This is a genomic window from Diaminobutyricibacter sp. McL0608 (genome assembly GCF_039613825.1).
In the GTDB taxonomy this organism is placed as follows: domain Bacteria; phylum Actinomycetota; class Actinomycetes; order Actinomycetales; family Microbacteriaceae; genus Diaminobutyricibacter.
Genome location: NZ_CP154826.1, coordinates 2,825,246 through 2,838,244 on the forward strand (window position 1 = coordinate 2,825,246; position 12,999 = coordinate 2,838,244).

The following is a 12,999-nucleotide window of genomic DNA, read 5'->3' on the forward strand; positions in this document are numbered from 1 at the left end:
CGCGGCCGAAGGCTCGCTCGCGTCAGCCACAAGGACCTCTACGGCGTCGGAGTTCCGCAAACCGCATAGCCAGGGCCTGAGGCATCGGATGCGTCAGGGTCCATCCCTGCACCCCAGTCAGCCGACCGACCTCATCTAGCAAAGCGACCGCGACCGACATGGTCAAGTCAGACTGAGAATGCGCGACGGTGGTGTTGCGATATCGGCGAATAGTCTCGTGCACCGGCAGCAACGGAATTGGGATACCGGGAAACTGCGGCATTTGATCCAGTCGAGAGCGCACGTTGGAGTGGATAAAAGGGCGGATATAGGCGGTCACCGCGTGCATTGTGAGTGGAGCCCACAAGTCGCTGCCCGCTCCGGCTTCCAAAGCCAAATGCAATGTGTGTGACGCCTCGGACAGATCAGATGCGTGGCTGGTCAACTCGACGAGCAACCGAGCGTCGGGCGAGTCGGGTAGGACGGCACTACTGGGCACGGACTTGTCAGTCATAAGAATCCCCACTGCTCGCGACCGAACGGAACATCAAACAATCAGTAGCCTCGCATGGCGCGAACGCGGGCGGCGAGCACTCACCCAGCCACCAAATGTATCGACTCCTCGGGCGCACGGCATCGGCAGGGTCTAATTCCGCTCCTGTCTGAACAGTCGTCGCCTAAGGCGAACGGGTGTCTTTCCGACTGCCGACCATAGGTCACTCCCGACGCTAACCGTGCCGCGCTTTCGCGGCATATCCTCACTCCGCTCCGCTCCCCTCCGGTAATCCACGACACGGCACTACCGCGCCATCCGCTCCCCTATCGGTCCCCTGTCGAAAAGACAACCAAACCGAACGACAGACAGAGGAGCCGGACAATGCAAACACGCATCATCGACGGGAGCAGCTACGGAGAAGTAGGTAAACGCGGCATCGTCGCAGTGACCGGACCCGACCGGCCCACTACCGAAGAGAAAATCGAATGCGTCGAGACCGTCACCAAACTCGGCGACGACGGATGGGCAATCGCAGCCGACCTCACCACGCCCATCGGGAAACTGACCAGACGCGCAGCCGACGCTATCAACGCACCCTTCATCGACGTACGCCAAGCGTTCACGTCGACAAGGCCCACGTAATGGAGCCAGTGTAACGAGAATTGGCGTTCGCTCCGCCGCATCAGAGGGACACGGCCGGGCTGTCACGCGGGCCTACGTCGGCCGGCAATATGCTGCTACTAAATCCAATTGTGGAAGGCGGCGTCGTGAAGCGGATCAACGTTGTTGGAGCCGTGATTGTCCGCGACGGGCTGATCCTCTGTGCGCAGCGAAGTTTCAAGTCGGACCTTCCAGGGCTCTGGGAGTTCCCGGGGGGAAAGATCGAGGACGGCGAGACTCCGCGCGAGGCATTAGAGCGCGAAATTCGCGAGGAACTCGACGCCGAGGTAAGGACCGGCGAGCAGATCGAGACTACCGTGCACGAGTATGCCTTTGGCGAGGTCGCTTTGACAACGTTCTATTGCGACCTGCTCTCGGGCGACGTGACGCTCGTAGAGCATGAGTCCGTGAAGTGGCTTCCGCCGGCCGAACTCGCGACGCTCGAGTGGGCACCCGCCGACATCCCTGCCGTCCGCACGATCGCAAATCAGTCGTCCGCAGCGTGAGCCACCGAACGTTCGACGAGTACGGCGCGATCGGTCGTGACGTCGGCTTCGGCTACCTCGACCAAGCGCTCCACGCCCCGAGGCGACTTCACCCGCAACTCGTACTCAATAACGACCAAGGCACGGTCCTTCAGTCTCTTCGTGCCGAACTGAAGACCGCTTCCTCGTTTACATTCTCTGTGGCCTTCGTCTCAGCGGGTGGGCTTGCCCTCCTGAAGCAGGCTCTCATCGACTTTGTCGGGGTCGGTGAGATCATCACCTCTGACTACCTCGGGTTCAACTCTCCCGCGGCCTTTCTCGAGCTCCTGGCCCTCCGTGAGCTCGGCATCAACGTTCGGCTTCACGACGCCGGCGCATTCCACCCGAAGGGTTACGTGTTCCGCCGGACCGACGGAATAACCGCGATCCTGGGCAGCTCCAACCTCACCGCTGGCGCGCTTATCTCGAATCATGAGTGGAACATCCGCGTATCGGCCGCGACGGAAAGTGATCTCGCCGAACAATTCACGAACCTGCTCGACGGCGAGTTGCAGCACTCCTCCACCCTGACAGCGAACTGGATCGTCGACTATGCACTTGGCTGGGCTCCGCCAGCGAGGCCGACTACGCACCTTCGCTCCGCTGAAGAGCTAGAGCAAGCAATCATCCCGAACGCGATGCAGTCCGCAGCGCTCGATTCGATTGCCGAGCTTCGAAAGTCGGGCGAGCGGCGAGGACTAGTCATTTCGGCGACTGGTACGGGGAAGACGATCCTCGCCGCGCTCGACGTACGGGCAGCCCGGCCAGAACGAGTGCTCTTCGTGGCCCACCGTGGACAGATCCTCGACCGCGCGATCGACGAGTTCCAACGAGTACTTGGTGCACCCCACAGCCACTTCGGAAAACTTGTCGGCCAAACACATCAGGTCGATCGTCACTATGTCTTTTCGACCGTGCAGACGCTGTCTCGCCCAGACGTGATCGCAAGTCTTGATCCGGAGACCTTCGATTACATCCTGATCGACGAGGTGCATCGCGCGACTGCCACCACATACCAACGGGTGATCGACCACTTCAACCCGGCGTTCCTACTCGGCTTGACCGCCACCCCGGAGCGCACCGACGGAACAAGCGTTTACGAACTCTTCGACTTCAACGTGCCTTACGAGATCCGACTCGGTGCTGCCCTCGAACAAGACATGCTGTCCCCCTTCCACTACTACGGCGTCGCCGACTTTACCTTCGAGGACGGCACAACTACTACGGATGCCACTCCCCTTTTCCGCCTCGTCGCCGAAGAGCGGATTCGTCACCTCCTCCGTACCCTGCATCGGTACGGCCAGGCTGGCGTCCCTCCACGGGGACTGATTTTCTGTAGTCGCACAGAAGAGGCTAAGCAGCTCTCTGCGGAACTGAACCGGTGCGAACTTCGAGGGCGACGTCTTCGAACAATCGCACTCTCCGGCGAAGACGGAATCGAGGAACGCGAGCTACAGGTCCGTCGCCTCGAATCAGGGAAACTCGACTACATCCTCACGGTCGACATATTCAACGAGGGGGTCGATATTCCCTCGGTCAACCAGGTCGTCATGCTGCGCCAGACTCAGTCCGCAATCGTGTTCGTGCAACAGCTCGGCCGTGGCCTCCGGAAGGCGCCGGGCAAGGAATACCTGGTTGTCATTGATTTCATCGGCAACTATGCAAACAACTACCTCATTCCGATCGCACTGTTTGGCGACGATTCGCTAAACCGCGAGTCGATCCGACGTTCGCTTATCGCCGCTGAGGAGCGGGGCGCAATCGCCGGCCTTTCCAGCGTCCAGTTCGATCGGATCGCACAGGAGCGTGTGCTGCGCTCGCTTCACACCGCTCAGCTAGACAGCTTGCCAAACCTCAAGGCAGCGATTGAGACGATCCGAAACCGGCTCGGCCAGATGCCAAAGCTCCAGGATTTCCTTCGCTTCGAATCGGTCGACCCAGTGATCCTCGCGAACAAGGTCGGTTCCTATCCCGAGCTGCTTCGGAAGCTGTTCAAGATCGAGCACGGGTTCACCGACCTTCAGTCCGCCTATCTCGCGATGCTCTCCGGCGAGATACTCACCGTCAAACGACTGCATGAATCAGTTCTGTTGCGCGCACTGTTACAGCACCGCAGACTCAGCATCGACGAAATTGGTCGAACACTCGCGGATGCAGGACTGCAGTCGGATGCTTTCTCGGTGCGCTCCACCATCGACGCACTCACTCTGGACTGGAACACCCAAAACGAGCAAGCCCGCTACCGCGGTGCTGCACCAGCCGCCCGATCTGGTGACCTCGTCGTGCTCGTTGATGAATTCAGCTCGGCCTACGACCACTCGGCTGCCTTTCGAGCAAACGTCGATGACCTACTCGAGACGACGCAACGACTCGTTCTCGATCGATTCGCGATCCGCGAACCATTCACCCGCGGGCGCCAATACTCGCGTAAAGACGCAAGCCGTTTGCTGTGCTGGTCCAGCAACATGTACTCAACCATTTACGGCTACCGAGTCGACCAGGAGACAGCAACCTGCCCAGTCTTCGTGACGCTTCACAAGACTGAGGAGGTGTCTGCCAGTACCGCCTACAACGACACTCTGCTCGATCCGAGCACCCTTCTGTGGTACACCCGCAGCAGACGCACACTTGCGAGCGACGAGGTCCGGGCGATAGTGGACGGCTCAGTCGAGGTGCACGTCTTCGTCAAGAAGGACGACGCAGAAGGCGCCGGTCACTACTACCTTGGACGCGCTACCGCGCACCAAGCCGAACAAACGACTATGCAGCAGGGCGAGCCGTTGCCGGTCGTCCGTATGGAGCTGCGGTTCGAGCAGCCGATCGACTCGGGCGTTTTCAGTTACTTTCACCCCGCGCTCACCTCCTAAGCCCAACTCGACGGGGTGCTTCCTGCGTTCTGCGAGCGATCAGGTCTTCACCTGCCGCGCCGCTTGGACGCTGGCCGAGACATCGACCTGACATACCTGGATTCTCCTTTGTCCGCTCGTTCTCCCCGTTCTCTGCAGGAAACATGCACCCCCAAGTGGGGACCGCGGCGCCCGACGCCCAGGCGATATGGTCGAGACCGCTGGACCCGCAACCCGTTGGTATCGGCTCGACACGATTGCGGTTCATCTCACGGCTGCAGAACAAGGCGGGGACATTTGACCAACCAGCTAGGTCCGCGAGACTGGCTATCCGGCGGACGCCACTGGGATGAGATCCCAGTCGCTGGCAGGTCCTCTCCCCCGCGCCGGCCCCCCATCGCCGGGTTCAGTACTGCGCAGTCAGCGCGGCCCCGTCGAAGCTCGGGGTTACTGAGTCTGCTTGCCTTCGTTATCGGCTGCGGTGCCCTCTTCGCGCTGTACGCATCATCCCAGTGGCCCGATCGCGTTCCAACGAGTCTTGGCTTGATCAGCGGCGTTATTGGACTCGTGTTCGGGATCATTGCGTGGAGCCGCCGTCGCCGCGGAAGAGCGAGCTCCATCGTCCTCCCCGCGGCGGCGATTTCTGCCGGTCTTTAAGCATCATGACCGCCGCCGCTCTGTCCGGTATCGTGACGACAGCTCCGACTGCCCCAGCCGCGGCCATCGCGCCGGCGCACCAAGCATCTGTGTCAGGGGTGTCCCCGACCGCGCCTGCAACCTCCATTTCAGGAACAGCGGCACCCGCTCCCGTTCCCGTTCAAGTTCCCGCTCAAGCTCAAGTCCAATCGCCTGCCCGCCTCCCGGCGACCCAAATGACAATGGCTCAGACACTCGGCACCCTGCAATTCGTTCTAAAGATGACGCGTGGGCCCGACGGGCTTCAATCACCAGCGTTGGCGGTAACGAGCGCCGGCGGTGTCTTCGACCCCTTCTCCGCCACGCCGGAGCGGATCCTCACAATCCTTCCGGCGAACACCACACTCAGCTACACCGTCTCCGTCGACCGCCGTAACTATGCCGTTACGCTCACGGACGATGCGAACTCAAGCCTGGTCGCGCGATACGACACAGTGAACGGAAGGATTGAGTTCGGCTGACGTTCAATCGCGTTCCGCTTTAAGGCCACTGGCCGCGCCATCCGTCTGTATCTGGCCACCGCCGATGCGCGGGCTGCGGTGTCGTGAAGCGGCCCAATTCGACAATGAACAATGGGGCCGATCTAGCCTTCGTGGTCTCCGCGCCGTCGGAGCGCTCGCTCGGCGATCCCGCTGGAGAGCTTGCCCGCCACTGATCTGGCCCTGTCGACCGTTTCGTCACCGATGAGCTTGGCGGCATGGACGCCCTCAGATCCCGTAGCGAGTACCTTCTTCCTCACTTCCTCGGCCGCATCCATCCACCGTCTCGCCTCCAATGACTGTCGACTGCGGTCGATGCCGAGCCTGCCGTTGAAGTCGACGATTCCGGTCGCGACGAGGTTGCTCGAATCCACCACGGCCCGGGAGGCGATTGGGTGAAGCAGCACCTTGGTATTCGCCCTGCTGGCGGCCGCGTCTAGGCGAATCATTAGGCGCTGTGTGCTCCGCGCGATGAGGTCCAACCGGTTCTGCCGCGCTGCCTGAAGTCCGAGGCGATGCTGATCCAGGTCCTCCGGGGCCGCGTTCAGCACCCGGTCGAGTTCGAGCACCGCGATCGCGTCCTGCAGTTGGAAACAACGAGCCAGAATGGCGAGCCACTCGTGAACCGTGGACTCGGCTTCCTTCGATGTTTTGGCAAGATCGCCGGCGTTGGTCTTCTTTTCGAGCTTGTCCGCGAGCGCGTCGAGTTGACGCAACGTGTAGGCCTGTGTTCGTGCGACCGTCCCAGATGTGGCCTGCACCTTCGACCACGTGACCTCGGAGACGCGGCCAACATGTTCCCGAACGACCATGGCCTCCTCGATGATCAGGTCCACACCGATCATGTCTGCGAACACCGCGTCTTTCTGGGCTCGCAGGAGATCGTCGACCTTCTCGTCTATCGTGGCGAGATAATCAGTGATCTCCTCCATCGCCTGTTGCATGGCCAACTGCGCCATGATCCCCGCAGCGCCAGCCAGAACCGCCGGGCTCGTCAGTTGCGATCCTGGTCCTTTCGCGAACTCGACGATCCCCTTGATCTTGCCACCGTGCGCCTGCACCACCCCCAGGCTGAGCCCGTTCGAGCCCTTCATCAGCCCGTACTGGTTGATGGCTTTCACGGAGTTATCCGACAGCTGCACCCAGCGACCAGAGGTGGCAGCGATGCCCGAACCTGCCTTTGCGACTCCGGCCGCGACGCCGAGGGCGGGCCGGAGCCGATGCAGTCCAAGGTCTTTCGACGGCAATCCCTCCGAGTGGAGAAAGCGTTCGACCGCTGTCGGATCGCCGATGACCGCCAGGCCATCGCCGTCGCTGATCAGCTGAATCTCGTTATCCACCGGACTCCTAAAATGTGGGCAGGAAAGCGCTGCGAAAGGGTGGGGACGCTTCTTAGTTCGCGGTTGACGAAATCATCCAGGGAGAGGGCGATTTCGGCGGACGCTAGCTCCCGGACTTTCCGAGCCCGTATGTGTATTCGCCTGTGGTCCAATTCACGGTCGCGTTGAAGAAGTAGCCCGATTGTGTGCCGTCTCCGTTGTCTTTGTTTGCGACAAAGCAGTCGAATGTTGTGGTCGTGTCGGTGAGATCGTCCGTAGAGCCCGAAACCGGATTGCACGTGACTGCGATAACCGGTCCTGTCAGCAGATTCTTCGCGATGTCATCTTGGGCCAACTTCTTGACGGACGCCTCGACCTCAGAAACGGTGGCCTGACGTTGTGCTCGCTCCGCATCATCTGCAGCCTTCTTCGCGTCGTCAGCGGCTTGCTTCGCTTCGGCAGCGTTCTTCGCTCGCGCTGCATCCAATCGCTTCTGCGCTGCCTTCTGGTCCGCCACCTGCTGCGCCTGGACGTTGCTCACCAGTACTGTCGTGGTGACTCCCCCGACGAGAACCACGGCGACCACAATCGCCAAGGCAATCCAAAACCGCCGACGGCTTCGTTTCGGTTTGACCATGGGTGTTTCGGCCCCGACCGAAACCAATTCATCCGAAGGAAGATCCGTTCCATCGCTGACTTCTGTACGGGTGGTCGCACCGAAGATCGGCCGAATGTCGCCAGTCCAGTTGTCGCCGTCCCAGTAGACCTCTTCTTCGGGGTTCGATGGATTGGGAAACCATCCGGGTGGGGTACTCAAACAGATTGCCTCTCGTTGCGGTGCCGAGCCAACGCTATCGAACCTGAGGGAACCTTCAGGTCCCCCAGTTCTGGGGTTTAGCGGCCGTTCGGACGCCCAAAAGGTATCCAACCCATCCCCTCCTCTGGGGCAAGCCCTTCGCCCAGTTCGTCCGATAGCGTCGGGGATCGTGGGAGACGACAGCGACGACTCGACGCAGGACAGTGTCGGGCGAGTCGACTTCGCGGGAATCAACGCGCTCTCTTCACGCCCAGCCGGGTATGCCGTTGCATTGAAATGTTTGCAGATTCAGGCTGACGCCGAAGACGTTGACCCGTCTTTGAGAACGGACAAGCGCGTCAAGCTGCACCCGGACGCATGGCCCTGGTACCAGGGCGCCCTCGGAGAAATCGAAGTCGGCGAGATACTCACCGGTCTTGGGCCGGAATGGTTCGTGAGACACTCCGTTCCCATCGGGGCAGACACGAAAGACGTCGATCATCTGGTGATCGGGCCAGGGGGTGTCTTCTCGATCAACACCAAGCACCATCGGGGAGCTTCCGTATGGGTCGGCGACCACGTGCTCCGAGTGAACAATGCGAACACGCCGCATCTGAAGGTGGCGCGAAGCGACGCGCTCGATGTGAGCGGCCGACTCACCAAGAAGGTCGGCTTCCCTGTGCCTGTAACCCCCGTCATCGCAGTGCTGAACGCCGGGTCGATCAAGGACGCACGATCTCCGCAGAATCGCGCGGTGTCAGTCGTGGGAGCCCACAAGCTGGTCTCATGGCTGAAAGCCCAGCCGGCCTCGCTCGGCTCCACAAAGATCTACTTACTCAAGCTCGCCGCCGAGGAACCCGAGACCTGGCACGTCGACCCGCGAGCCGCAGACACATTTCGCATCATGCAGCGATTCGAGCGGCTCGTCGGCCGCGTGGGCGCTCCACACGCGGGTTACCCACCGGTGGCTCCGTCGGCTAGCACTCACCGTCCGACGAGACGTCCAACGCGCCGGCCGGCAGCAGGCCGGACGACCAATGGCCATCCGGCTCTTCCCGACATCATCCGGTTGTGGTTCGCAACGGCGATCATAATTACGGGGCTGCTGATCATTCGAGGCGTTGCAGACCAGCCCTGCGGGTCACCGACGGCGTGCCTGTTTCCAGCCGTCTACATGTCCTTGAAACCGCTCCTGGTACTCGCTGGCATCGCCGTAATTGGGCGCGCGGTCATCAGTACTGTCCGTCTTCTGCGGCCCAGCAATTCGCGGCGACGACCGTAGTAGGCCACCCCCGCCGTCTTTAGGGAAGCTCGAGAACCGCTCGACAGTCGAAACGATTCCGGAAGCCCGTTCGTCCTTCACCGCCGCCGGACCGGCAGCAGTCTTGCGCGTCCAGCGCGTTCAATTCGAGTCGAGTTAAGGGGGCATCAGTGATTAGCCGACGAAACTGTTGCTCTTGCCGAGGTTGCAGGATGCACACAACGTTCGCGCCATTCGTTCGACAGCGGGAACCTGGGTCGACTAGCTCGAGTTAGAGCTCCCGACGCGCCCTGTTTCTCACGCGTTTCGATGGCGATTTCCCACAGCGCTTGATTGACTACAGGAGTCAGCAGTGGCTGTACGCCTACAAAGGAGACGCGCGTGACTGATCAGGACAAAAACGCCACTCGTGCGCGAAACGCTCTTGGCGTTCTCATCGACAACGGTGGCCGTCTTCCGAGAGCGCAAGTTTGGAGGGAGGTCACGTCGACGACGCCGCTCGGCGACGATGAGCAGGACCTGGTCGCGAGCGGCGGCCTCCGCAGCGAGGTCGACTGGAATTGGAGAACCGCCGAATTCGTCAAGGCTGGGTGGCTGACAAAAGGTGGCGCCGAGGGATGGAGCATCACGGACCTCGGCCGCGAGGCCTACTCAGAGCTAACCGACTCCAGCGAGTTGGTCAGGCAGTCGCGACTCTTGTACACCGCGTGGGATCAGACCCGTGCGAAGGATCGGTCACGAGCACTTGCAACTCGAATCGTTCCTCATGACGTTGGTGAAGAGGAAGTGATCCGCGCTGCGGGAGTCTTCGTGGACCGGGCACTGGTTGCTGGTGCGTCCGTGTTTTCACCCGGGCGGAGGATTTGGACGGAGTCAGTGATCACCGAATTGGAGAAGATCTCCATCGGGACAGAAGCGACGCCAGGGGCTACATTCACGCAGCAGCTGGCCGTGCAACTTGAACGCGCAAGTGACGACGCCAAGCTTCTTATGGCGGAGCTCGTGATGTTCCAACTATTACCCGTTACAACCGATTCAATCGGCGCGCGAAAAAAAGCCGAGCGCGTTGAGTCCGTCCTCAGCGTGATGGAGCACCCTGTCCAGATCTCAGCCGAGTTCAGTGCGGCCTTTCTGCATGGAGCGTTCAACCCTGGTACCAGAATGTTGAGCAACCTCGGTGGGGCAATGAAAATCATTGTCAACTTTGCTGCGGCCTGGACGCGAACTGGCAGCGATCGGCGTGAAGAGCTTTTGGAAGATCCATGGGGGTTTCGCGAGTTCGTACGCGAGGTTCCAGGCGAGACGTTTCCATCGCAGCGATGGTCGCTGATGTTTTTGGTGCATCCCCAAGCGTTCGTCAGCATCGTCTCTGAGGACCACAAGCGTCGTATCCGTGACGAGTTCATCGGCGAAATTACCGGCTCAACCGGCGACCTCGATAAGGACCTACTCAGCATTACAATCGCGCTTCAGGTCAAGAACAACGGCCCCGTCAACTACTACTTGTCCCCCCTTAGAGAGAAGTGGCAGCCGCTCGCTCCGGTCCCGGTCTCGGTCCCGGAGCCTGTCCAGCCCGGAACTTCGTCAGCCGGCACGCGAACGCCCTTTCCGCACGCGACCGCGGCTTTGAAAGCAACAACGTATATCGACGAAGACTGGCTACAAGACGTACTCGAATTGCTTGAGCGTCGGCGGCAGATGATCCTGTATGGTCCTCCCGGCACTGGAAAGACCTTCATCGCTAAGGCGTTAGCTCAGCACGTCACGCTTGGATCGGATCCGGACATTGTGCAGTTCCACCCAAGCTACTCGTACGAAGACTTTGTCGAAGGGTACCGACCGGTCGTCGAAGGCGGCCAACTCGTATATCGGCTCAAGGACGGCCCATTCCTCACAATCGCACGAGATGCGCGCAACAACCCCGAGACGAACTATGTTCTGGTCATCGATGAGATCAATCGCGGCAACATCGCGAAGGTGTTCGGCGAACTCTACTTTCTCCTCGAATACCGCAATGACAACATCACGCTGTTGTATGGAGACGAGCGCTTCCAGCTGCCCAGCAACGTGTTCATCATTGGCACAATGAACACGACCGATCGCTCGATCGCGCTGCTCGACGCTGCGATGCGTCGTCGGTTCGCGTTCGTAGAATTGCACCCCGACAGAGAGCCCGTCTCAATGGTGCTCCGTAGTTGGCTCGCAGACAAAGGGATCGACGACGAGCCTGCGCGGATGTTGGAGACCGTGAACACGCGAATAGTCGATAGCTCGGCGCGCATCGGGCCGAGCTATCTGATGCCCGAAGACGGCGATTTGTCAGAAAGACGTCTCCGCGAGATCTGGCGCTATGAACTGATGCCGCTGCTCGAGGAGGCGTACTACGGCGAGAATCGCGATCTGGAATCAGAGTTCGGTCTCGACGCACTACGACGAGCTCAGGCGGTGAACGGCTCTGACGACTGAGCTGCGATCGATCCCGCTGCGCGAAGCAGCCGGCGAGACTTTTCTGCGGATGTCAATGGAGACGGCGTCGGAGATTGCGCGCCTTGGGATCGCATCTGTTAGCCCGACTCCCAGCGGCGAATGGCGCGTCAGTGGGGTATCGAAGGTTGGTGTCGTGAGGTTCGGCGATGCCCAAGTCAGCATCGAGCCGAAGGTTCCGCTCGAGCGTCTCTTCTACCTGCTGGCGCGCGGTCGCGAATGGGGTAACTGGTTTGAGCAGAGCGTGCATCTCGATACCATCGCCAATCTGTACCCAGCAATCGCAGAAGGTTTCGCAACGTGGGCCGAGCGCGTGTTTCGCACAGGCGTTGTTCGCGGATACCGCACGGTTCGCGCAGCGGAGCCCGCCATTCGCGGACGATGGCTTGTCTCCGAGCAAATTCGGGTCCGACAGGGACTGCCGTTGCCCGCCGAACTTCAGTACGACGAGTACACCTCGGACATCGCCGAGAACCAGCTCGTGCGATCGGCCGCCAGGCGACTCGTGACATTCGTCGGGCTGCCCGACTCTGTCCGCGCCCGCATCCTTCGCATCGATCTGCACCTCGGCGACGTCACTCTGCTCACTCGAGGCGAGCCATTGCCATCCGTTCACTTCGATCGCCGCAATTACCGTTACCGCCCGCTTGTAGCCCTGGCCGAGCTAATCCTCACCAACGGTTCACTCGACCATCGAGTTGCAAGCACGGCTGCGAGTGGATTCTTGCTGGACCTCCCGCGAGTGTTCGAACAGTTCGTCGAAACTGAAGTGACCCGCGCAGCCAATCCTTTTGGGGGCGAAGTTGTGCCACAGTTCGATTCCGCGCTCGATGAAGATGGTCACGTGCACATCCGCCCCGACCTCGTTTGGCGTCGGGAAGGGCGCGTGCAAGCGGTGTTCGATGCAAAGTACAAAGCCGAAAAACCTGCGGGCTATCCAAACGCGGACATCTACCAGATGCTCGCGTACTGCATCAGACACGAGCTGACGACAGGCCACCTCATCTACGCTGCTGGCAACTCCGTTCCGCCTCGATACACGATCGCTCAGGCGGGCATCGAGATCTATTGCCACTCGATCGCTCTCGATCAAACTCCGGAAGAGATCTCGCGACAGGTAGACGAAATCGTGGCAACAAGTATGCACACATCGTCGATGTAGTCATCTCTCATCCGCAACCCGTCAGGCACATATCGAACCGCGCCACCGCTTGCGAGAAGTATCTGCCCACGGCTCCGTCCATCAGGTGGAGTGCTTGATCCCGCCTCGCACTCCCTGATCGCAGCGAGATAGGGACACTGGGTTAGCCGCCCGTTGACCAGATGCTTGACTCCGCCAGGTGCAGCCCTCCCACCTCCCCCAACAGCCCTCTAGGCTTCATGCACAGCGCCTCGACCTTCATCCGAAGACAGCGTCAGGCATTGAATAGTTCCGCAAACGCAGCGTCGGCCGCGTCCT

General features: G+C 60.6%; 9 protein-coding genes. 7 read left to right on the plus strand and 2 right to left on the minus strand.

Annotated elements, in window-relative coordinates; translation table 11 throughout:
* Positions 1-856: 856 nt before the first annotated feature.
* From AAYO93_RS13455 to AAYO93_RS13470, 4 genes are all read left to right on the plus strand, one after another.
* The gene (locus tag AAYO93_RS13455) at positions 857-1,117 is read left to right on the plus strand and encodes a hypothetical protein (protein WP_345761691.1); all 261 of its coding nucleotides are present in this window, start codon (positions 857-859) and stop codon (positions 1,115-1,117) included.
* 125 nt (positions 1,118-1,242) lie between these two features.
* A complete protein-coding gene (locus AAYO93_RS13460; RefSeq protein ID WP_345761692.1) occupies positions 1,243-1,641 on the plus strand; it encodes a (deoxy)nucleoside triphosphate pyrophosphohydrolase in 399 nt (132 codons plus the stop codon).
* The gene (locus tag AAYO93_RS13465; RefSeq protein ID WP_345761693.1) at positions 1,638-4,526 is read left to right on the plus strand and encodes a DEAD/DEAH box helicase; all 2,889 of its coding nucleotides are present in this window, start codon (positions 1,638-1,640) and stop codon (positions 4,524-4,526) included. The genes AAYO93_RS13460 and AAYO93_RS13465 overlap by 4 nt, the downstream gene beginning before the upstream one ends.
* An 857-nt stretch (positions 4,527-5,383) precedes the next feature.
* On the plus strand, positions 5,384-5,662 hold the full coding sequence (locus tag AAYO93_RS13470; RefSeq protein ID WP_345761694.1) for a hypothetical protein: 279 nt from the start codon (positions 5,384-5,386) through the stop codon (positions 5,660-5,662).
* 122 nt (positions 5,663-5,784) lie between these two features.
* Here the strand turns inward: AAYO93_RS13470 and AAYO93_RS13475 are convergent, their stop codons facing one another.
* Together AAYO93_RS13475 and AAYO93_RS13480 are read right to left on the minus strand one after the other, a co-directional pair.
* Entirely contained in the window at positions 5,785-6,801 is a 1,017-nt protein-coding gene (locus tag AAYO93_RS13475; protein WP_345761695.1) for a hypothetical protein, read from the minus strand.
* Between the two features lie 322 nt (positions 6,802-7,123).
* Positions 7,124-7,816, minus strand: coding sequence for a DUF2510 domain-containing protein (locus AAYO93_RS13480; RefSeq protein ID WP_345761696.1), 693 nt, complete (start codon positions 7,814-7,816; stop codon positions 7,124-7,126).
* 169 nt (positions 7,817-7,985) lie between these two features.
* On the opposite strand from AAYO93_RS13480, the gene AAYO93_RS13485 reads away from it, so the two are divergent.
* From AAYO93_RS13485 to AAYO93_RS13495, 3 genes are all read left to right on the plus strand, one after another.
* Positions 7,986-9,077 carry a nuclease-related domain-containing protein gene (locus tag AAYO93_RS13485; RefSeq protein WP_345761697.1) on the plus strand — a complete coding sequence of 364 codons (1,092 nt, stop codon included), beginning with the start codon at positions 7,986-7,988 and terminating at the stop codon, positions 9,075-9,077.
* Positions 9,078-9,437: 360 nt separating this feature from the next.
* Positions 9,438-11,522, plus strand: coding sequence for an McrB family protein (locus AAYO93_RS13490; RefSeq protein ID WP_345761698.1), 2,085 nt, complete (start codon positions 9,438-9,440; stop codon positions 11,520-11,522).
* Positions 11,523-11,676: 154 nt separating this feature from the next.
* Complete coding sequence (locus AAYO93_RS13495; RefSeq protein ID WP_345761699.1) at positions 11,677-12,702, plus strand: McrC family protein; 1,026 nt, start codon at positions 11,677-11,679, stop codon at positions 12,700-12,702.
* The last annotated feature ends 297 nt before the right edge of the window (positions 12,703-12,999 follow it).